This is a genomic window from Pseudomonas sp. NPDC090755 (assembly GCF_044769005.1).
Taxonomy (GTDB): Bacteria; Pseudomonadota; Gammaproteobacteria; order Pseudomonadales; family Pseudomonadaceae; genus Aquipseudomonas.
The window spans coordinates 1-19445 of record NZ_JBIVXC010000025.1 but is presented as its reverse complement, the minus strand read 5'-3'; the positions used below and the strand labels follow the sequence as shown (position 1 = coordinate 19445).

19 protein-coding genes and 4 tRNA genes are annotated in these 19445 nt (G+C 63.0%); 4 read left to right on the top strand and 19 right to left on the bottom strand.

The genetic code is table 11. The annotated features are described in order from the left end of the window. Nucleotides 1–373: 373 nt before the first annotated feature. The 8 genes from ACIQUS_RS24845 to rluD all read right to left on the bottom strand — a co-directional run bounded on the left by ACIQUS_RS24845 (nucleotide 374) and on the right by rluD (nucleotide 6109). Nucleotides 374–895 (bottom strand): dihydrofolate reductase family protein, encoded by a 522-nt coding sequence (locus tag ACIQUS_RS24845; RefSeq protein WP_403053005.1) that lies wholly within the window; start codon nucleotides 893–895, stop codon nucleotides 374–376. A gap of 104 nt (nucleotides 896–999) precedes the next feature. Beyond that, nucleotides 1000–1076 (bottom strand) — tRNA-Pro (locus tag ACIQUS_RS24840). 101 nt (nucleotides 1077–1177) lie between these two features. Further along, nucleotides 1178–1253 (bottom strand) — tRNA-Lys (locus tag ACIQUS_RS24835). Between the two features lie 5 nt (nucleotides 1254–1258). Beyond that, nucleotides 1259–1335 (bottom strand) — tRNA-Pro (locus ACIQUS_RS24830). A 4-nt stretch (nucleotides 1336–1339) separates the two neighbouring features. After that, a tRNA-Asn gene (locus tag ACIQUS_RS24825) sits at nucleotides 1340–1415 on the bottom strand. 305 nt (nucleotides 1416–1720) lie between these two features. Continuing rightward, a complete protein-coding gene (clpB, locus tag ACIQUS_RS24820; protein WP_403053002.1) occupies nucleotides 1721–4285 on the bottom strand; it encodes an ATP-dependent chaperone ClpB in 2565 nt (854 codons plus the stop codon). Nucleotides 4286–4409: 124 nt separating this feature from the next. Continuing rightward, entirely contained in the window at nucleotides 4410–5150 is a 741-nt protein-coding gene (pgeF, locus tag ACIQUS_RS24815; RefSeq protein WP_403052999.1) for a peptidoglycan editing factor PgeF, read from the bottom strand. Next, a complete protein-coding gene (rluD, locus tag ACIQUS_RS24810; RefSeq protein WP_403052996.1) occupies nucleotides 5147–6109 on the bottom strand; it encodes a 23S rRNA pseudouridine(1911/1915/1917) synthase RluD in 963 nt (320 codons plus the stop codon). Before rluD ends, pgeF begins: the two co-directional genes overlap by 4 nt. Before the next feature lie 150 nt (nucleotides 6110–6259). Between rluD and ACIQUS_RS24805 the strand changes: the two genes are divergently transcribed. Continuing rightward, nucleotides 6260–7279, top strand: a complete 1020-nt coding sequence (locus ACIQUS_RS24805; RefSeq protein ID WP_403052993.1) for an outer membrane protein assembly factor BamD — start codon at nucleotides 6260–6262, stop codon at nucleotides 7277–7279. Nucleotides 7280–7372: 93 nt separating this feature from the next. Beyond that, nucleotides 7373–7603, top strand: a complete 231-nt coding sequence (locus ACIQUS_RS24800; RefSeq protein ID WP_403052990.1) for a PP0621 family protein — start codon at nucleotides 7373–7375, stop codon at nucleotides 7601–7603. Nucleotides 7604–7681: 78 nt separating this feature from the next. Here the strand turns inward: ACIQUS_RS24800 and thiO are convergent, their stop codons facing one another. Genes thiO through ACIQUS_RS24775 form a run of 5 tightly spaced genes read right to left on the bottom strand, consistent with a single transcriptional unit; the run spans nucleotide 7682 to nucleotide 10774 of the window. Then, nucleotides 7682–8785: a glycine oxidase ThiO gene (thiO, locus tag ACIQUS_RS24795; protein ID WP_403052987.1), complete on the bottom strand. Its 1104-nt coding sequence runs from the start codon at nucleotides 8783–8785 to the stop codon at nucleotides 7682–7684. 30 nt (nucleotides 8786–8815) lie between these two features. Beyond that, a complete protein-coding gene (locus tag ACIQUS_RS24790; RefSeq protein WP_403052984.1) occupies nucleotides 8816–9223 on the bottom strand; it encodes a type IV pilin protein in 408 nt (135 codons plus the stop codon). 11 nt (nucleotides 9224–9234) lie between these two features. Next, complete coding sequence (locus tag ACIQUS_RS24785) at nucleotides 9235–9741, bottom strand: hypothetical protein (protein ID WP_403052981.1); 507 nt, start codon at nucleotides 9739–9741, stop codon at nucleotides 9235–9237. Beyond that, nucleotides 9738–10409 (bottom strand): PilW family protein, encoded by a 672-nt coding sequence (locus ACIQUS_RS24780; protein WP_403052978.1) that lies wholly within the window; start codon nucleotides 10407–10409, stop codon nucleotides 9738–9740. Before ACIQUS_RS24780 ends, ACIQUS_RS24785 begins: the two co-directional genes overlap by 4 nt. Continuing rightward, nucleotides 10406–10774, bottom strand: a complete 369-nt coding sequence (locus ACIQUS_RS24775) for a prepilin-type N-terminal cleavage/methylation domain-containing protein (RefSeq protein WP_403052975.1) — start codon at nucleotides 10772–10774, stop codon at nucleotides 10406–10408. Before ACIQUS_RS24775 ends, ACIQUS_RS24780 begins: the two co-directional genes overlap by 4 nt. Before the next feature lie 108 nt (nucleotides 10775–10882). Between ACIQUS_RS24775 and ACIQUS_RS24770 the strand changes: the two genes are divergently transcribed. Further along, on the top strand, nucleotides 10883–11395 hold the full coding sequence (locus ACIQUS_RS24770; protein ID WP_403052972.1) for a GspH/FimT family pseudopilin: 513 nt from the start codon (nucleotides 10883–10885) through the stop codon (nucleotides 11393–11395). Here ACIQUS_RS24770 and ispH read toward each other — a convergent pair. From ispH to murJ, 6 genes are all read right to left on the bottom strand, one after another. Continuing rightward, nucleotides 11384–12331: a 4-hydroxy-3-methylbut-2-enyl diphosphate reductase gene (gene ispH, locus ACIQUS_RS24765; protein ID WP_403052969.1), complete on the bottom strand. Its 948-nt coding sequence runs from the start codon at nucleotides 12329–12331 to the stop codon at nucleotides 11384–11386. The genes ACIQUS_RS24770 and ispH overlap by 12 nt on opposite strands. Before the next feature lie 14 nt (nucleotides 12332–12345). Then, nucleotides 12346–12783: an FKBP-type peptidyl-prolyl cis-trans isomerase gene (fkpB, locus tag ACIQUS_RS24760; RefSeq protein ID WP_403052966.1), complete on the bottom strand. Its 438-nt coding sequence runs from the start codon at nucleotides 12781–12783 to the stop codon at nucleotides 12346–12348. Beyond that, nucleotides 12776–13291 carry a signal peptidase II gene (gene lspA, locus ACIQUS_RS24755; protein ID WP_403052963.1) on the bottom strand — a complete coding sequence of 172 codons (516 nt, stop codon included), beginning with the start codon at nucleotides 13289–13291 and terminating at the stop codon, nucleotides 12776–12778. Before lspA ends, fkpB begins: the two co-directional genes overlap by 8 nt. After that, nucleotides 13284–16115, bottom strand: a complete 2832-nt coding sequence (ileS, locus tag ACIQUS_RS24750; RefSeq protein WP_403052959.1) for an isoleucine--tRNA ligase — start codon at nucleotides 16113–16115, stop codon at nucleotides 13284–13286. Before ileS ends, lspA begins: the two co-directional genes overlap by 8 nt. Then, nucleotides 16112–17062 carry a bifunctional riboflavin kinase/FAD synthetase gene (gene ribF / locus ACIQUS_RS24745; protein WP_403052956.1) on the bottom strand — a complete coding sequence of 317 codons (951 nt, stop codon included), beginning with the start codon at nucleotides 17060–17062 and terminating at the stop codon, nucleotides 16112–16114. Before ribF ends, ileS begins: the two co-directional genes overlap by 4 nt. Before the next feature lie 118 nt (nucleotides 17063–17180). After that, on the bottom strand, nucleotides 17181–18719 hold the full coding sequence (gene murJ / locus ACIQUS_RS24740) for a murein biosynthesis integral membrane protein MurJ (protein WP_403052953.1): 1539 nt from the start codon (nucleotides 18717–18719) through the stop codon (nucleotides 17181–17183). A gap of 250 nt (nucleotides 18720–18969) precedes the next feature. Here murJ and rpsT point away from each other — a divergent pair, with 250 nt between their 5' ends. Next, nucleotides 18970–19248: a 30S ribosomal protein S20 gene (rpsT, locus tag ACIQUS_RS24735; protein ID WP_133216804.1), complete on the top strand. Its 279-nt coding sequence runs from the start codon at nucleotides 18970–18972 to the stop codon at nucleotides 19246–19248. Nucleotides 19249–19445: the final 197 nt, after the last annotated feature.

Below are 19445 nucleotides of genomic sequence, written 5' to 3'. Positions count from 1 at the left end.
GCGATCGACTGCGCAGCAGTCGCAACACGGTCACCTCGTTGTACCTGACGCGGCGAGGTGGCCAGGTTTTACGGTCACTTCGCGACCGATCGCAGCCTGGCGACAGCGGCTACACCATCAGACGAGCCGCGCCTGAAACTGTATGACGGTCACAGGCCTCATCGCAGGCACCGGTAGCCGCTGCCGAGGAACGAGGCTGCGATCGACTGCGCAGCAGTCGCAATAAGGTCATCTCGTTGAACCTGACGCACCGAGGTCGCCAGGTTTTGCGGTCGCTTCGCGACCGATCGCAGCCTGGCGGCAGCGGCTACACCACCAGGCAGCTCCCATAGTGCCTGCATGCACAGTGGAAGCTGGTGTAGCACCTACCGGTTTACTTGAGTACCCGGTAGGTGCTTTGCACGAAGCCATTCTCGAACGTGGTGCTGCGCACATGTTGCAGCTTCACGTCCGCCGCCAACGCCCCGAACAGGGGTATGCCGCTGCCCAGCAGCACCGGAATCCGGGTGATGGTCAGTTCATCCAGCCGGCCTTCACGCAAAAAGCTCTGGATCACCTGGCCACCGTCCAGGTACAGGCTTTTGGCGCCCGTATCGCGCAGATGCTCCACCAGGTCGGCAATCGGCCCGGGATGGACTTCAACGCCCTCTGCCTGGCCCAGGGTGCTGCTCAACACCACGACCCGCTTGTGCGGATACGGCCAGTCACCAAAGGTCAGGATTTTTTCGTAGGTATTGCGGCCCATGACCAGGGTATCGATGGTCGCCATGTAGGCGGCATAGCCATGATCGTCACTGGAACTGGTGGCAACCATCAACCAGTCCAGCTCGCCACTTGTACGGGCAATGAAGCCATCGAGGCTGGTGGCGATGTACACGGAGGCTTTGAGGGTCATAGGGCAGCTCCCTTGCAGAATTTAGCCGGATAGTAGCAGGCAAAATTCCAGGCTGCAGAAACGAAAAAAGGGCACCCTTTTCAAGGTGCCCTTCTTTCTGAATATGGTCGGGGTGAGGGGATTCGAACTCCTGACATCCTGCTCCCAAAGCAGGCGCGCTACCGGACTGCGCTACACCCCGGTAAAAAAAAAGCACCTGTTACGGCGCCTTTTTTTCGTTGACCAGCCGCTAATGGCGAACCGGTCCTTTAAGATCCAAATCCAGCGAACCGGACTCGAAAATGGTGGGTCGTGTAGGATTCGAACCTACGACCAATTGGTTAAAAGCCAACTGCTCTACCAACTGAGCTAACGACCCAAATATGGTCGGGGTGAGGGGATTCGAACTCCTGACATCCTGCTCCCAAAGCAGGCGCGCTACCGGACTGCGCTACACCCCGAAATTGGCTCCGCGACCTGGACTCGAACCAGGGACCCAATGATTAACAGTCATTTGCTCTACCGACTGAGCTATCGCGGAACTACAAACTTCGATACAACATTTACAGCAATTTCGAAAACCGTATCGCTACTGCTTCGAACACTTCGACCGTCTGCATCGCTGCATTCGTGTCTCTGTGGCGCGGTATTCTACAGCCTTCGAAACCCTTGTCAACCCCTAATTTGCATTCAACTTACTGATTTGCAACTTTTTTTCAGATTTCCAGTTTTGCTGGAAAACTGCGGGGTGACATACAGCGGGGCGCACTTTACAAGCACTCGAGAAAAAATGCAAAGAAAAAAAAGGCCTCGATAATCGAGGCCTTGATGTAACCCTGTGAAAACTCAGGCGAAGACGATTTCCTCACCCTCGACCTTGGCGGTGATGGCCGTGCCCGGCAGGAACTTGCCGGCCAGGATCAGCTGCGCCAACGGGTTCTCGATCCAGCGCTGGATCGCCCGTTTCAGTGGCCGTGCGCCGTAGACGGGGTCGTAACCGACGGCGATCAGTTTATCCAGCGCCTCGTCGCTCAGTTCCAGGCTCAGGTCGCGCTCGGCCAGGCGGCTGCGCAGGCGACCCAGCTGGATCTGGGTGATGCCAGCGATCTGATCGCGTCCCAGCGGCTCGAACACCACCACTTCGTCGATCCGGTTGATGAACTCGGGACGGAAATGCGACCCGACCGCGTCCATCACCGCAGCGCGCTGCGCCTCGCGATCGCCTACCAGGTCCTGGATCTGCGCCGAGCCCAGGTTGGAGGTCATCACGATCACCGTGTTGCGAAAATCCACCGTACGGCCGTGGCTGTCGGTCAGGCGTCCGTCTTCAAGCACCTGCAGCAACACGTTGAACACATCCGGGTGAGCCTTCTCGACCTCGTCGAGCAGCACCACCGAATAAGGTTTGCGCCGCACCGCTTCGGTCAGGTAACCGCCCTCTTCATAGCCGACGTAGCCCGGTGGTGCACCGATCAGCCGCGCCACGGAATGTTTCTCCATGAACTCGGACATGTCGATCCGCACCATCGCCTCTTCGGTGTCGAACAGGAACTCCGCCAGCGCCTTGCACAATTCGGTCTTGCCCACCCCGGTCGGGCCGAGGAACAGGAACGAGCCGCTTGGCCGGTTCGGATCGGAGAGTCCGGCGCGGGAACGACGCACGGCGTTGGACACCGCGACTACCGCTTCTTCCTGACCGATCACGCGCTGGTGCAGCAGGTTTTCCATCTTCAGCAGTTTTTCCCGTTCGCCTTCGAGCATCTTGGCCACGGGGATGCCGGTCCACTTGGACACGACTTCGGCGATTTCCTCTTCGGTCACCTTGTTACGCAGCAGCTGGTTCTCGGCCTTGCCGTGCTGGTCGACCATCTGCAGGCTGCGCTCCAGATCCGGGATCACCCCGTACTGCAGCTCGGCCATGCGGCTGAGGTCGCCCTTGCGCCGCGCGGTTTCCAGTTCCTGGCGCGATTGCTCGATTTTCTGCTGGATCTGGGCAGAGCCCTGCACTTCGGCTTTTTCCGAGGTCCAGACTTCTTCCAGGTCGGCGTATTCACGCTCCAGCCTGGCAATCTCTTCAGTGAGTTTCTCCAGGCGCTTGAGCGCGGCTTCGTCGTCTTCCTTCTTCAGCGCCTGGGATTCGACCTTCAGTTGAATCAGGCGACGCTCCAGGCGGTCGAGCACCTCCGGCTTGGAGTCGATCTCCATACGGATACGGCTGGCCGCCTCGTCGATCAGGTCGATGGCCTTGTCCGGCAGCTGGCGGTCGGTGATGTAGCGGTGACTGAGCTTGGCCGCGGCGATGATCGCGCCGTCGGTGATCGCCACCTTGTGGTGCACCTCGTAACGCTCCTTGAGGCCACGCAGGATGGCGATGGTGTCTTCCTCGCTCGGCTCCTCCACCAGCACTTTCTGGAAACGCCGCTCCAGGGCTGCGTCCTTCTCGATGTACTGGCGGTATTCGTTCAGCGTGGTCGCGCCGACGCAATGCAGCTCGCCACGGGCCAGGGCCGGCTTGAGCATGTTGCCGGCGTCCATGGAGCCTTCGCCCTTGCCGGCGCCGACCATGGTGTGCAGCTCGTCGATGAATAGGATGATCTGCCCTTCCTGCTTGGACAGCTCGTTGAGCAACGCCTTGAGGCGCTCCTCGAATTCACCGCGGAACTTGGCCCCGGCGATCAGCGCGCCCATGTCCAGCGACAGCAGGCGCTTGCCTTTAAGGCCGTCCGGCACTTCGCCATTGATGATGCGCTGGGCCAGGCCTTCGGCAATGGCGGTTTTACCCACGCCGGGCTCACCGATCAGCACCGGGTTGTTTTTGGTCCGGCGTTGCAGCACCTGGATGGTGCGGCGGATTTCGTCGTCACGACCGATCACAGGATCGAGCTTGCCGTCTTCGGCACGCTTGGTCAGGTCGACGGTGTACTTGTCCAGGGCCTGGCGCGACTCTTCGGCGTTCGGGTCGTTGACCGCCTCGCCGCCGCGCAGGTTGCTGATGGCGTTTTCCAGGGCCTTCTTGGTCACGCCCTGGCCGAGCAGCAGCTTGCCCAGCTTGCTGTTCTCGTCCATGGCCGCCAGCAGCACCAGCTCGCTGGAGATGAACTGGTCGCCCTTCTGCTGGGCCAGGCGGTCGGCCTGGTTGAGCAGGCGCGCCAGGTCCTGCGACATGTTGACGTCGCCGGTCGGGTTCTGGATTTTCGGCAGTTGGTCGAGCTCTTTGCTCAACGCCTTGCGCAGGCTGTTGACGTCGAAGCCCACCTGCATCAGCAGCGGCTTGATCGAACCGCCTTGCTGATCGATCAGGGCTTGCAGCAGGTGCGCAGGCTCGATGGCGGGATGATCCATGCCAACGGCCAGGGATTGGGAGTCGGATAACGCCAGCTGTAGCTTGCTGGTCAAACGGTCTATTCGCATAAGTTACCTTCCTTTATGGGCAGGCCGGAGCGATGGACACACCTGATGAAGAAAAACCTGCCAGAGATACCCTTGTAGATAGGGTTGATTCTGGAAGATTCAAGCGCGACGGGCTTGATCCAGGTCAGCGCGGCGTGAGCCAGACCAGGGAGGCGAAGCGACCGCCTTGCGGAGTACGCCGGTAAGAATAGAAGCGTGGATCGCTGACGGTGCAAAATCCGCCGCCATACACGGCGGTTACGCCACGGGCGGCCAGGCGCAGGCGCGCCAGGGCGTAGATGTCGGCCATGAGCTTGTCCGGGCGGGCACCGGGCACGAAGGCCTGGGCCGCTTGCCGATGAACGGCCGTAAAGGCATCGCGCACTTCCAGGCCAACTTCAAAGGCTTGCGGGCCGATGGCCGGGCCCAACCACACCAGCACCTCTTCAGGCGCCAGGGCCAGGCGATCGAGGGTGGCCTCGATCACGCCACCGGCCAGCCCGCGCCAACCGGCATGGGCAGCGGCAACACGGGTGCCAGAGCGGTCGCAGAACAGCAGCGGCAGGCAGTCGGCAGTCATGACCGTGCAGGCGATGCCCGGCGTGGCTGTCCAGCTGGCGTCGGCTTCGGCAATGATGCCGGGGTCGGCATCGGCCACCACCACGCCATGCACCTGCTTGAGCCAGGCCGGCTGGATCGCGAACTCGGCGGTCAGGCGACCACGGTTCTCGGCCACCGCCTCAGGCGCATCGCCCACATGGTCGCCGAGGTTGAAGCTTTCATAGGGCGGCTGGCTGACGCCGCCAGCGCGGGTGGTGACGCACGCCTGCACCCCGGCTGGCGCGGGCCAGTCAGGGATCAGCAGGTGGTGCGCCAGCTCACTCATCCGACGAACGCCTCGCGGTCCTGCTTGAGCAGCGACAGCAGCCAGACGAAGTCATCCGGCAGCGCCGACTCCCAGCCCATGCGTTCACCGGTCACCGGGTGATCCAGCTCCAGGAAGCGCGCATGCAGGGCCTGGCGCGGGAAGGTCTTGAGCGCCTCGACCATGGTCTGGCTGGCGGCTGGCGGAATGCGGAAGCGCCCGCCGTAGACCGGATCACCGACCAGCGGGAAGTTCACGTGGGCCATGTGCACACGGATCTGGTGGGTACGACCGGTTTCCAGCTTGACCCGCACGTGGGTGTGGGAGCGGAAGCGCTCCAGTACACGGTAGTGGCTGACTGCCGGCTTGCCGCCTTCGGTCACCGCCATGCGCTGGCGCTGCCCGCCATGGCGGCCGATCGGTGCGTTGATCTTGCCACCGGCGGTGACCACGCCAATCACGATGCATTCATAGATGCGGCTGACGCTGCGGCTTTGCAACTGGGCAACCAGCTGGGTCTGCGCCTGGATGGTCTTGGCCACCACCATCAGACCGGTGGTGTCCTTGTCCAGGCGGTGGACGATGCCGGCGCGCGGCACGTTGATGATGTCCGGCACATGGTGCAGCAGGGCATTGAGCAGGGTGCCGTCGGCGTGGCCCGCCGCCGGGTGCACCACCAGGCCCGCAGGCTTGTTGATCACCAGGATGTGGTCGTCTTCATAGACGATATCCAGCTCGATGTCCTGGGCCACCCACTCGCCCTGGGCTTCCTGCTCCGCCTCGAGGGCCAGCAGCGAGCCGCCGTGGACGATATCGCGCGGACGCAGGACGGCGCCATCGACTGTCAGGCGCCCCTCCTTGATCCAGGTGGACAGGCGCGAGCGCGAGTGCTCAGCGAACAATTGGGCGGCGACTTGGTCGAGGCGTTGCCCGCCCATTTCGGACGGCACCTCTGCGCTAAGTTGAATGATCTCGGACATGCTCGAATCAGCGGGCGGCACAGCCTTTGGTTTCGACTGCACGCTTGTGGTTAAATACGACATCTTTTGCCCCGGGTAATGTGCCGGGGTGCTCATCATAACAGGACGGCCACGCCCAAGACAGCGGCCGTCATAGGGACGCAAGCCGCTATGCAAGTGAAACACCTGCTGCTGATCGCCATCCTCGGACTGACCGCTGCTTGTTCTTCGAAGGAAGTCGTCGACGAAAACCTGAGCGAAGCCGAGCTGTACCAGCAGGCGCAGGCCGACCTGGACAACCATAGCTACACCAGCGCCACGAGCAAGCTCAAGGCCCTGGAGTCGCGCTACCCCTTCGGTCGCTATGCCGACCAGGCCCAGCTCGAGCTGATCTACGCGAACTACAAGAACGCCGAGCCTGAAGCCGCCAAGTCGGCTGCCGAGCGCTTCATTCGCTTGCATCCCCAGCACCCGAACGTCGATTACGCCTACTACCTCAAGGGCCTGACCTCCTTCGACCAGGACCGGGGCCTGCTGGCGCGCTTCCTGCCGCTGGACATGACCAAGCGTGACCCGGGCGCCGCCCGCGACTCGTACAACGAATTCGCCCAGCTGACCAGCCGCTTCCCCAACAGCCGCTACTCGCCGGATGCCAAGCAGCGCATGATCTACCTGCGCAACCTGCTGGCGTCCTACGAAATCCACGTGGCCGACTATTACCTGACCCGTCAGGCCTACGTCGCCGCCGCCAACCGTGGCCGCTACGTGGTGGAGAACTTCCAGGAAACCCCATCGGTCGGCGACGGCCTGGCGGTGATGACCGAGGCCTACATGCGTCTGCACCTGGACGAACTGGCGGCCACCAGCCTGGAAACCCTCAAGCTCAACTACCCGGATCACCCGAGCCTGGTCGACGGCCAGTTCCAGCCCAAGCAGGATGAAGCCGACAACCGTTCCTGGCTGTCCAAGGCCACCTTGGGCCTGATCGAGACCGACACCCCGCTGCCGCCAGGCGAAACCCGCGCCAACCAGGACGTGATCAAGCAGTACGAAGACGCCAAGGAAGCGATTCCGGCCGAGCTGCTGCCAAAAGAAGACGGCGATGCCGTCGAGGAAGAGGAACACGAAGCGGAAGGCAACAACGAAGACCGCTCCTGGTTCAGCTACATGACCTTTGGCGTGTTCGACTGATCGATCATGCAACAGATAAAGGGAGGCCAAGGCCTCCCTTTTTTCTTGCCCGCGCCCTAGACTGAAGGCTCTTCACTGACAAAGCTGGACACCATGGTTCGCCTACTTTTCTGGATCGCCCTGATTGCTGCCGCCATCTGGTTGTGGCGCAAGTTCAAGGCCAGCAACGCCGCCACACCCGACAACAGCCTCGAAGACCCGCTGAAAATGGTGCGCTGCGCCCATTGCGGCGTGCACCTGCCCAACGACCGCGCCCTGCGCCAGGGCAGCCAGTGGTATTGCAGCCAGGCTCATCTGGAGCAAGGGCCCGGCGCACAGCGTTAAGCCCATGGTTTTGTAGGAGCGGGCTTGCCCCGCGATTGCGGGTCGTCAGCCACATCGTATCGCGGGGCAAGCCCGCTCCTACAAGGTCTCCAGCCGCCCCGCCGGCGCGTAAGGTGCCGGATCGATGATCGGCTCACGCCCTAGCAACAGGTCGGCAAACAACTGGCAGGAGGCTGGCGCCAGTACCAGGCCATTGCGGTAATGCCCGCAGTTCAACCAGAGACCCTGCCAGCCCGGCACTTCTCCGATATACGGAATGCCCTCGGGCGAGCCCGGACGCAAGCCTGCCCAATGGGCAACCGGCGTGGCCCCGGCCAGGGCCGGCAGCAACTCGACGGCCGACGCTTTCAAGCTTTCCAGTGCCTCATCGGTCGGCGTCTTGTCGTAACCGGCATGCTCCAGTGTGCTGCCCACGAGAATGTGGCCATCACGACGCGGAATGGCATAACGCCCCTTTGCCAGCACCATGCTCGGCAGGAAGTCCTCGGCGCATTTGTAGAGGATCATCTGTCCCTTGACCGGCTCGACCGGAAGCTCCAGGCCCAGCGGACGCAGCAGGTCACCGCTCCAGGCGCCGGCCGTGAGTACCACGCGGTCGCCCGCGATGGGTCCCGCCGTGGTCTCGACGCCGGTGATCCGCCCGGCCTCCTGGCTGAACCCGGTGATTTCGCAGTGCTCGCGAATGCTCACGTTCGGCAGGGCCTGCAGGGCCGCCTTGAGCGACTTGACCAGGCGCGGGTTGCGCACATTGGCGACGCCCGCCATGTAGATGGCCCGCTTGAAACCGGCGCCCAGGACGGGCACTGCGTCATAAGTGGCCGAGATATCCACGGCACTCAACGGGCGCCCTTCCCGCTCGGCCCAGGCCAGGGCCTCGGCTTCGTCTTCCAGGTCCAGCCAGTAGAGGCCCGTGGTGTGCACTTCAGGGTCCACGCCGGTACTGGCGAACAGGCGCTCGCCCAGCTGTGGATAAAAATCCTGCGACCAGTGTGCCAGCGCCGTAACGGCCGGACTGTAGCGCCACGGATAAAGCGGCGAAACAATACCGCCACCCGCCCAGGAAGACTCCTGGCCCAACGCGCCGCGATCACACAGCACCACCTGCTCGACCTCGGCCGCCAGGTTGAACGCGGTCAGCAGGCCGATCACCCCGCCACCGACAATCACTACTTGCTTGGTCATCTATCGATCCAGTTTCTGAAGTAAAAAGCGTCAACCACCCCAGCACCCGCCCGGGGCCTGCCCGGCGCTGCCGGGGTTGCTGCGTACACCGGCCTGATCAAGCGCATAGTCGGCGCACGCATCGTCCATCATGAGGCCAGCAGGCCGGCGTCGTGCCAGGAGGGTGAAGGATTCCTCGTCGCGCACCGCCTGCAGCGTGTAGTGCGCCGTACCGTTCATCAGCGGCGTCACCACCGTTTCACTGTCGCTGTACTGGCCAGCGCGCGCGTAATGGCGCTCCAGCTGTTGTGCGCTCTCGAACAACAGGCCGACAACTTCCGTGCGCGCAGATTGTTTCAACTGCTCGCGGTAACCGGGGTAGGCAATGCTCGCCAGAATGCCGACCACAGCGATGACAATCAACAGTTCGATCAGGCTGATACCGTTCTGTTTATCCATTGACCGCCCCCCTAATGGAGCTGACGCCAGAGAATCCGCTGCCATGGCCCACCACCGACAGACTGTGCAACGACGGTCTCAAGCACAGTGCTGGCCGCGCCATGGCGGTGTACGGCGGTGATGCGATACAGGTTCGCGTCCTGCTCCGGCGGCATCAGGCGGGCCTGACTGCTGCGCCCCAGAAACTGAATGAGCAGCAAGCCACCCTCCCCGGCCTGCCAGGCCAGCCCGGAACTTGCGCCGGCGCCGGCATACACTCCGGCTGCCATCACGTACCTGGCCTCGGGGGGCGGCAGACAAAAGCTGCAAGGCGGCCACGCCTGCTCCTGCACACTGGTTTCCCCCAGCAGCAATACCTGCTGCGCCTGTTCGAAGCCCTGCAAAGAGGCCAGCAGGTTGCGCGCCATACGCTCCTGCTGGGTGGCACTGCCCATCACCGAAACCCCGAGCATGCCCAGCATCAGGGTCAGCACCAGGCCCAAAAGCAGTACCAGGCCATGCTGCCGCCTGACCGTCATGCGCCGCTCACCGGGTTGCCCAACGCCACGTTCATTCGATAGGTCTGCGGCCTGACCCGCCCCTGCGGATCGCTCATGGTCAGGCTCAGGCGCAGGCCTGAAACCGCCAGGCTCCGGTTCCTGATCAGGTCCACACGCAGGTCGGCGACACCGTCCACCAGCGCGGCGTTGCTGGCTGCGCTACTGAGGAACAGTTGCTCGCCAACCAGCCGGTAATCCTGGCGTCGGATGGGGATGGCGAACTGGCCGGCGCCAGGCGCTACGCCTCCTGCGTGCACGCTCGCCACCGAGCGACAGTCGGTCACCAGGGTCCAGTTGGGCTTACCGCTGGCTTGCGTGACCTCGGCACTGACCAGGCTCAGGCGCTGCAGACGACCATCGGGCGCCCGGGTGAGTTCTAGCGGGCGGGCAAAAGCATCGGCAGCCGCCGGGTCGACAAAGTCGATAGCACCGGGATCCAGGCAACCGAACATGCCGGCCATGCGAATATCCTGGGCCAGGCGCTGCAATGCCTGGCGCGCATCCTCCTGCAACTGCGCCGCTACGCCTTGCGCCAGCCACGACTGGCTGGCTGCGACAAACAGATGCCCGGACCCCGCCAGCAACACCAGCCCCAGGCTCAGCGCCAGCATGACTTCCAGCAGGCCAAACCCCGACTGCCGACTCATGGCGCCAACCGCCCAGCGAGGCTCAACGAGCGCCGTTGCCAGCCTGCGCGGCTGTCGTCCCAGTCGATCAGGACACGCAGCTCACCGGTAGTGAGCGCCACCTGCCCTTGAGCACCGGCCCCCAACACCCCCCCGACCTGCGCCTGGAACCACACCCTGTCCTCTTCGCGCAGCACCTCGACGGCACGGGCTTGCTCGAACACACCCTGGGCCAGGTAAGCCGCCTGGGTACCGCGCAAGGCACTGTCGGTGGCCTGCAAGGCTCGCAGTTGCAAGCCTGCAGCGGCAAACAGACCCACGCCCAGCAATGCCATCGCCAGCAGCACTTCGATCAGGGTCATGCCCTGTTGTCGCCAGCCATCCATGGCCAACCTCCCGAGACTTTTCCACAGGCCCTGGCCAACTGCGCCGACTGGACGTCGCAAGCCAAGGCTTCGAACCTATAGCGAAGCACTTCCAGGGAGGAATGCACGGTGAAGCAACAGGGCGTAACACTGATACAAATCTTGTTCACGACGGCGCTGCTAGGGGTATTGGCGCAGCTGGGCATCCCGGCCTACAAAACGATGACCGAAGGACTACAAAGGCAAGCGGCGGCCAGGGATCTCGCCCAGGCGTTGCGAACAGCGCGCAGCGAAGCGCTTCTGAGAAACACCGTGGTGCGCCTACAGGCCCTGGAGTCGGATTGGAGTAACGGCTGGCGGATGACCCTCGAACAGGACAACCCGCAATTGCTGCATGAATGGCGTCGGGAAAAGCGTGCAACCATTGTCGGCAACCAGCCGGTGGCCCGGCAGGTACGTTTCAACGGGCTGGGTGTCCCGCTGCTGGAAGCGGGCGGTTTTCAGGCCGGGACGCTGCATGTTTGCCAGCGTCCCGAAGCGCTCAGTCACTACCAGGTGGTCCTGTCGGCCAGTGGCAGGGTCAGCCTGCGCGAGGACCTGATGGCGCACCCGCTGTGCGCCGCGGCGCCGTCAGCTCACTGAGCGAACGCGCAGCTCCTTGGGCATCGAGAAGGTGATGTTCTCTTCGCGACCGTCGAGTTCTTCAGCACCGGTCGCGCCCCACTCCCGCAGCTGCTGGATCACGCCACGCACCAGCACTTCCGGCGCCGAGGCACCGGCGGTGATACCGATACGCTCGACACCGTCGAACCAGCTCTTGCGCAGGTCTTCGGCACCGTCGATCAGGTAGGCCGGGGTCGACATGCGCTCGGCCAGCTCGCGCAGGCGGTTGGAGTTGGAGCTGTTCGGGCTGCCCACCACCAGCACCACATCGCACTCGTCAGCCAGTTGCTTGACTGCATCCTGGCGGTTCTGGGTGGCGTAGCAGATGTCGTCCTTGCGCGGCCCGCCGATGTCCGGGAAACGCGCCCGCAGGGCATCGATAACCCGGCTGGTGTCGTCCATCGACAAGGTGGTCTGGGTCACGAAGGCCAGGCGTTGCGGATCACGCACCTGCAGGGAGGCGACATCCTTCTCGTCTTCGACCAGGTAGATGGAGCCACCGTTGCTGGCGTCATACTGCCCCATGGTGCCTTCCACTTCCGGGTGACCGGCGTGGCCGATGAGGATGCACTCCTTGCCGTCGCGGCTGTACTTGGCGACTTCGATATGGACCTTGGTCACCAGTGGACAGGTCGCATCGAAGACCTTCAAGCCGCGACTGGCCGCTTCCTGGCGCACCGCCTGGGAAACGCCGTGGGCGCTGAAGATGACGATGACGTCGTCCGGCACCTGGTCGAGTTCCTCGACGAAGATGGCACCGCGATTGCGCAGGTCCTCGACCACGAACTTGTTGTGCACCACTTCGTGACGCACATAGATCGGCGGGCCGAAGACTTCCAGCGCGCGGTTGACGATCTCGATCGCCCGGTCCACGCCCGCGCAGAAACCACGGGGGTTGGCGAGTTTGATTTGCATGCTCGGCTCCGGGCTCAAAGTGCCGTGACTTCGAGGATTTCCACCTCGAAGTTCAGGGTCTTGCCGGCCAGTGGATGGTTGAAGTCGATGGTCACCTGGGCGTCATCGAAAGCCTTGACCACACCTGGCAGCTCGGCATTGGCTGCGTCGTTGAAAATCACCAGCAGCCCTTCGGACAGTTCCATGTCGTTGAACTGCGAGCGGGGAATGATCTGCACGTTCTGCGGGTTGGGTTGGCCAAAGGCGTTTTCCGGCTCGACGATCACAGTGCGCTTGTCACCGGCCTTGAAGCCGAAGATCGCGGCTTCGAAGCCCGGCAGCAGGTTGCCATCGCCGACCTTGAACACCGCCGGTGCCTTGTCGAAGGTGCTGTCGACGGTATCGCCGTTTTCCAGGTGCAGGGCGAAGTGCAGCTTCACTTCGGTGTTCTGGCCGATACGGGTCTCAGTCATGGACGGGTTCTCCGGACTTTTTACTCTTGAACATGTCCAGCGCCAGCATCACCGCACCCACGGTAATGGCGCTGTCGGCCAGGTTGAAGGCCGGGAAGTACCAGCGGTTCTGCCAGTGCACCAGGATGAAGTCGACGACGTGGCCGAGCACGATGCGGTCATACAGGTTGCCCAGGGCACCGCCGAGTACCAGCGCCAGCGCGATCGCAAGCCAGGTCTCGCCGCGCCCCAGGCGCTTGAGCCAGACTACCAGCACGGCGCTGACCACCAGGGCGATCAGGGCGAACAGCCAGCGCTGCCAGCCGGAGCTGTCAGCCAGGAAGCTGAACGCAGCGCCGGTGTTGTAGGCCAGGGTCCAGCTGAAGTAATCGGGGATGACCACGATCTGCTGGTAGAGGCTCAACGCCCCTTCGAAGTAGAACTTGCTGGCCTGGTCGAGGACCAGGACCAGCAGGCTCAACCAGAGCCAGCCGAGGCGCCCGAAGCGCCCCGCAGCAGGGTTAGGCATAGTGACGCACCTCGCCGTTGCCGCTGATGTTGTCGGCGCAACGGGCACAGATTTCCGGATGCTCCGGGTTCACGCCGACATCGGCACGGAAGTGCCAGCAGCGACCGCACTTGGTGTGACCGGACTTGACCACTTTCAGCTTCAGGCCTGGGACTTCGGTCTCGACCGCGTCAGCCGGCGCCTGCACGAACGGTGCAACGCTGGCGGCCGAGGTGATCAGCACGAAGCGCAGCTCGTCGCCCAGCTTGTTCAGGTCGGCGCTCAGGGCGTCGTCGGCGAACAGGGTGACTTCGGCTTGCAGGTTGCCACCGATGGCCTTGGCCGAACGCTGGTTCTCCAGCTCCTTGTTGACCGCCGCCTTGGCCGCCATGACGCGGTCCCAGTAGGCGCGACCCAGCTCGAAGCCTTCGGGCAGCTCGCTCAGGCCCTGGTACCAGGTGTTGAGCATGACAGACTCGTTGCGCTCGCCCGGCAGGTACTGCCACAGCTCGTCGGCGGTGAAGGCCAGGATCGGCGCGATCCAGCGCACCAGCGCCTCGCTGATGTGGTACAGCGCGGTTTGGCAGGAACGGCGGGCAACACTGTTGGCGCCGGTGGTGTACTGGCGGTCCTTGATGATGTCCAGGTAGAAGCCACCCAGCTCCTGCACGCAGAAGTTGTGGATCTTCGAGTAGACGTTCCAGAAACGGTATTCGCCGTAGTGCTCTTGCAGCTCGCGCTGCAGCAGCAAGGTACGGTCGACCGCCCAGCGATCCAGCGCCAGCATGTCTTCGTTGGCCAGCAGGTCGCGGGCCGGGTCGAAGCCGGACAGGTTGGAGAGCAGGAAGCGCGCGGTGTTACGGATACGCCGGTAGGCGTCGGCACTGCGCTGCAGGATCTGCTCGGAAACCGCCATCTCGCCGGAGTAGTCGGTGGCCGAGACCCACAGGCGCAGGATGTCGGCACCCAGGGTGTCGTTGACCTTCTGCGGCTCGATGGTGTTGCCCAGCGACTTGGACATCTTGCGACCGCTCTCGTCGACGGTGAAACCGTGAGTCAGCAGTTCGCGGTACGGCGCGTGGTTGTCGATGGCACAGCCGGTCAGCAGCGAGGAATGGAACCAGCCGCGGTGCTGGTCGGAACCTTCCAGGTACAGGTCGGCGCGCGGGCCGGTTTCGTGACCGATATTGTGCGAGCCACGCAGCACGTGCCAGTGAGTGGTACCGGAGTCGAACCAGACGTCGAGGGTGTCGGCGATCTTATCGTACTGGCCGGCTTCGTCACCGAGCAGCTCGGCAGCGTCCATCTTGAACCAGGCTTCGATGCCTTCCTGCTCGACGCGCTTGGCCACTTCTTCCATCAGCTCGACGGTGCGCGGGTGCAGCTCGCCGGTCTGCTTGTTCAGGAAGAACGGAATCGGCACGCCCCAGTTACGCTGGCGGGAGATGCACCAGTCGGGACGGTTGGCGATCATCGCGTGCAGGCGCGCCTGGCCCCAGGCCGGCACGAACTTGGTTTCCTCGATGGCCTTGACCGCGCGCGTGCGCAGGGTCTCGCCGTTGTCGGGCTGCTTGTCCATGCCGACGAACCACTGCGCGGTGGCGCGGTAGATCAGCGGGGTCTTGTGGCGCCAGCAGTGCATGTAGCTGTGGCTGATGGTTTCGGTGTGCAGCAGCGCGCCGACTTCCGACAGCTTGTCGACGATGGCCGGGTTGGCTTTCCAGATGAACTGGCCGCCGAAAAACTCCAGCGACGGTACGTACACGCCGTTGCTCTGCACCGGGGTGAGGATGTCGTCGTTGACCATGCCGTAGCGCTTGCAGGTGACGAAGTCGTCTTCGCCGTAGGCAGGTGCGGAGTGAACCACGCCGGTACCGGCGCCCAGTTCGACGTAGTCAGCCAGGTACACCGGCGACAGGCGATCGTAGAACGGGTGACGGAAATTGATCAGCTCCAGGGCCGAGCCCGGTGCGGTGGCGATGACCGAACCTTCCAGCGCATAGCGCTTGAGGCACGACTCGACCAGCTCTTCAGCCAGTACCAGCAGCTTGTCACCGGTGTCGACCAGGGCGTACTTGAACTCCGGATGGATGTTCAGCGCCTGGTTGGCCGGGATGGTCCACGGGGTGGTGGTCCAGATCACGATGGACGCAGGCTTGGCCAGCGAGGCCAGGCCGAACGCAGCGGCCAGTTTGTCCTCATCGGCCACCTGGAAGGCGACGTCGATGGTCTGGGATTTCTTGTCGGCGTATTCGACTTCCGCCTCGGCCAGGGCCGAGCCGCAATCGAAGCACCAGTTCACGGGCTTGAGGCCCTTGAACACGAAGCCGTGCTTGACCATCTCGGCCAGGGCGCGGATTTCACCGGCCTCGTTGGCAAAGTTCATGGTCTTGTAGGGATTGTCCCAGTCGCCCAGCACACCCAGGCGAATGAACTCGACCTTCTGCCCTTCGATCTGCTCGGCGGCGTAGGCGCGGCACAGTTCGCGGGTCTGGTCGGCGCTCAGGTGCTTGCCGTGGGTCACTTCGACCTTGTGCTCGATCGGCAGGCCGTGGCAGTCCCAGCCCGGGACATAAGGAGCGTCGAAGCCGGACAGGGTCTTGGAGCGGACAATCATGTCCTTGAGAATCTTGTTCAGCGCATGACCGATGTGGATCTTGCCGTTGGCGTAGGGCGGGCCGTCGTGCAGCACGAACTTCGGACGATCCTTGCCAATTTCGCGCAGCTTCTGGTACAGGCCAATGCTGTCCCAGCGCTGCAGGATCTGCGGTTCGCGCTGTGGCAGGCCGGCCTTCATCGGGAAGGCTGTGTCCGGAAGGTTAAGCGTGGCTTTATAGTCGGTCATTTCAGGCTCTTCGTTAGCGGTTGAGCGTGCCAATGGGCACGTGCGGCGGCGATATCCGCATCGATCGCCGACTTCAGCGCCTCCAGGGAGGCGAAACGCTGCTCTTCACGCAGCTTGTGGTGGAATTCCACCGTCAGGCGCCGACCATAGAGATCGCCGGCAAAATCCAGGAGATGCACTTCCAGGTGGGCACTGCCATCACCGGAAACGGTTGGCCGCACGCCGATATTGGCGACACCCGGCCAGGCCTTGCCATCGAGTTCGACGCTGACCAGGTAGACGCCGGTCAGGGGCACGCGATGGCGCTTGAGTTGTATGTTGGCGGTCGGCGTGCCCAGTTGGCGCGCCAGCTTCTGCCCGTGCAGCACACGGCCGCTGATGCGAAACGGGCGCCCCAGCAGACGTTCGGCCAGGGCGAAATCGGCCTTGGCCAGGGCCTGGCGCACTTGCGTGCTGCTGACCCGCAGGCCATCGAGTTCGACCGTTTGCGCAGCTTCGACGGTGAAACCCTGGCTCAGCCCGGCCTGCTGGAGGAACTCGAAGTCGCCGACCCGGTCGCAACCGAAGCGGAAATCGTCACCGACCTCCAGATGTCGCACGCCCAGGCCGTCGACCAGGATGGTGTCGACGAACTCGGCGGCACTGAGTTTGCTCAGGCGCTGGTTGAACGACAGGCACAACACCCGGTCCACGCCTTCAGCCGCCAGCAGTGCGACCTTGTCGCGCAGGCGGGCCAGACGGGCCGGTGCGGTGTCGGGGGCGAAGTATTCGCGCGGCTGTGGTTCGAAAATCACCACGCAGCTGGGTACGCCCAGCGCTGCCGCACGCTCACGCAGGCGCGCCAGGATTGCCTGGTGGCCACGGTGAACACCGTCGAAGTTGCCAATAGTGGCGACACAGCCCCGGTGCTGGGGGCGCAGGTTGTGAAGGCCTCGAACCAGCTGCATAACGCGCTTCTTGCTCATAAAGTGGTCGATTATAACCACACCCGGGCGCTGGCGACAGGCAGCAGCGCAACCCCGAGGCGCGGAAACGATAAAACCGACGTCTGGGCGTGCCCGCGACTCAATGCAACGCCTTGCGTGCAAAATCGCGGGGGCGAAAGCCAAACACGAACAGACTGCCGAAATAAGTCACTACACCGGCCAGGATCAGCGCGCCCAGGCGCAAGAAGCGCTCAAGCATCTGCCCTTGCTCCCAGGCCGGCATGTAGTGCATGCCCACCAGCAGAACTGCCGACATCAGCACCACGGCCACTACCAGCTTGGCCAGGAACCAGGGCCAGCCCGGCTGCGGCTGGAACAACTGCTGCTGACGCAGCTTCCAGTACAGCAACCCGGCATTCAGGCAGGCACCGAGGCTGATAGCCAGGGCCAGGCCGGCGTGCTGCAGGTGGGTGATGAACAGCAGGTTGAACACCTGGGTGCAAACCAGGGTGAATACCGCGATTTTAACCGGAGTGCGAATGTTCTGCTGGGCATAGAAGCCAGGTGCCAGCACCTTGACCAGGATGATCGCCAGCAGGCCTACCGAATAGGCGATCAGCGCGCGCTGGGTCATGGCGGCATCGTGGGCGGTGAACTTGCCGTACTGAAACAGTGCCACGGTCAGCGGTTCGGCAAGAATCGCCATGGCCAGGGTGCAAGGCAGCACCAGCAGGAAACACAGGCGCAGGCCCCAGTCGAGGATCCGCGAATACTCGTGACGGTCGCGGTTGGCGTAGGTCTTGGCCAGGGTCGGCAACAGGATGGTGCCCAGGGCCACGCCCAGCACCCCGGATGGCAACTCCATCAAACGGTCGGCGTAGTACATCCAGGACACGGAGCCTGCCACCAGGAACGACGCGAAAATGGTGTTGATGATCAGCGAGATCTGGCTGACCGACACGCCGAGGATCGCCGGCAGCATCTGCTTGAGCACACGCCATACGCCGGAATCGCGAAGGTTCAGGCGCGGTAACACGAGCATGCCGATCTTCTTCAGGTGCGGCAGCTGGTAGAGCAGCTGCGCCAGCCCCCCCGCCAGCACGCCCCAGGCCAGGGCCATGATCGGCGGATCAAAATAAGGTGTCAGGAACAGGGTGAAGCCGATCATCGCCACATTGAGCAGGGTCGGCACGAAGGCCGGTACCGAAAAGCGGTTCCAGGTGTTGAGGATGGCGCCGGCCAGCGACGACAGCGAGATCAGCAATATATAAGGAAAGGTGACGCGCAGCAGGTCGGTGGTGAGCTGGTATTTCTCGGTACTGTCGACAAAGCCCGGCGCGGTTACCCACACCACCCAGGGCGCGGCGAGGATGCCAAGGGCCGTGACCAGGGCCAGCACCAACGTCAGCAGGCCGCTGACATACGCGATGAAGGTGCGCGTCGCCTCATCGCCCTGCTGGGTCTTGTACTCGGCCAGGATCGGCACGAACGCCTGGGAAAACGCGCCTTCGGCGAAGATCCGCCGCAGCAGGTTGGGCAGTTTGAAGGCAATGAAGAAGGCGTCGGTGGCGATGCCGGCGCCGAATACACGCGCCAGGATGGTATCGCGCACAAAGCCCAGCACCCGTGAAACCATGGTGATGGAACTGACGGCGGCCAGGGATTTCAGAAGATTCATCGAAAGTTTTTCACGCCAGAAGATAAAGGGCTGTGCCGCAACGCACGCAGTTGTGCGATACTCCGCGCCGCAACGCAAGCAGAGCAAAGCTCCCGAGTTTACAGGTCGTACCGCAGAAGGGAATCACTCCCTTGTTCAGAACGACCACTCAGCGGAACCGTGCAAGTGCCCTTGACAACCGATTAACTCATCGGCATGATTCGCGGCCTATTTTGTTTGCTATTTACCAAGTCTTTCGAGGAGCTCGACGGTGGCCAACTCACCTTCCGCCAAAAAACGTGCAAAACAGGCTGAGAAGCGTCGCAGCCACAACGCCAGCCTGCGTTCCATGGTTCGTACCTACATCAAAAACGTAGTTAAGGCCATCGACGCAAAAGACGCCGAAAAAGCGCAAGCTGCTTACATCCTGGCTGTGCCAGTTATCGACCGTATGGCCGATAAAGGCATCATCCACAAGAACAAGGCTGCTCGCCATAAAGGCCGTCTGAATGGCCACATCAAGGCGCTGAAAGAAGCTGCAGCTGCCTAAGCGACACGCTTGTTAAAAAACCGACCTCAGGGTCGGTTTTTTATTGCCTGCGATTTGTGTTGTTGCGGTAGAAAGCATCGCGGGGCAATTCGAGTCGTGGGGGGGCCGCCGGCCGAGCGCGGGGGGGGGGGGGGGGGGGGGGCAGCCCTCGGCCCCCCGCCCCGAGAAAAAAGAAGTGATTTGATATTGAGTGCCCC

Bases quoted from the DNA above. Each gene is read 5' to 3' on its own strand.
- ACIQUS_RS24845 (WP_403053005.1), bottom strand. From the start codon at position 895: ATGACCCTCAAAGCCTCCGTGTACATCGCCACCAGCCTCGATGGCTTC.
- clpB (WP_403053002.1), bottom strand. From the start codon at position 4,285: ATGCGAATAGACCGTTTGACCAGCAAGCTACAGCTGGCGTTATCCGAC.
- pgeF (WP_403052999.1), bottom strand. From the start codon at position 5,150: ATGAGTGAGCTGGCGCACCACCTGCTGATCCCTGACTGGCCCGCGCCA.
- rluD (WP_403052996.1), bottom strand. From the start codon at position 6,109: ATGTCCGAGATCATTCAACTTAGCGCAGAGGTGCCGTCCGAAATGGGC.
- ACIQUS_RS24805 (WP_403052993.1), top strand. From the start codon at position 6,260: ATGCAAGTGAAACACCTGCTGCTGATCGCCATCCTCGGACTGACCGCT.
- ACIQUS_RS24800 (WP_403052990.1), top strand. From the start codon at position 7,373: ATGGTTCGCCTACTTTTCTGGATCGCCCTGATTGCTGCCGCCATCTGG.
- thiO (WP_403052987.1), bottom strand. From the start codon at position 8,785: ATGACCAAGCAAGTAGTGATTGTCGGTGGCGGGGTGATCGGCCTGCTG.
- ACIQUS_RS24790 (WP_403052984.1), bottom strand. From the start codon at position 9,223: ATGGATAAACAGAACGGTATCAGCCTGATCGAACTGTTGATTGTCATC.
- ACIQUS_RS24785 (WP_403052981.1), bottom strand. From the start codon at position 9,741: ATGACGGTCAGGCGGCAGCATGGCCTGGTACTGCTTTTGGGCCTGGTG.
- ACIQUS_RS24780 (WP_403052978.1), bottom strand. From the start codon at position 10,409: ATGAGTCGGCAGTCGGGGTTTGGCCTGCTGGAAGTCATGCTGGCGCTG.
- ACIQUS_RS24775 (WP_403052975.1), bottom strand. From the start codon at position 10,774: ATGGATGGCTGGCGACAACAGGGCATGACCCTGATCGAAGTGCTGCTG.
- ispH (WP_403052969.1), bottom strand. From the start codon at position 12,331: ATGCAAATCAAACTCGCCAACCCCCGTGGTTTCTGCGCGGGCGTGGAC.
- fkpB (WP_403052966.1), bottom strand. From the start codon at position 12,783: ATGACTGAGACCCGTATCGGCCAGAACACCGAAGTGAAGCTGCACTTC.
- lspA (WP_403052963.1), bottom strand. From the start codon at position 13,291: ATGCCTAACCCTGCTGCGGGGCGCTTCGGGCGCCTCGGCTGGCTCTGG.
- ileS (WP_403052959.1), bottom strand. From the start codon at position 16,115: ATGACCGACTATAAAGCCACGCTTAACCTTCCGGACACAGCCTTCCCG.
- ribF (WP_403052956.1), bottom strand. From the start codon at position 17,062: ATGCAGCTGGTTCGAGGCCTTCACAACCTGCGCCCCCAGCACCGGGGC.
- murJ (WP_403052953.1), bottom strand. From the start codon at position 18,719: ATGAATCTTCTGAAATCCCTGGCCGCCGTCAGTTCCATCACCATGGTT.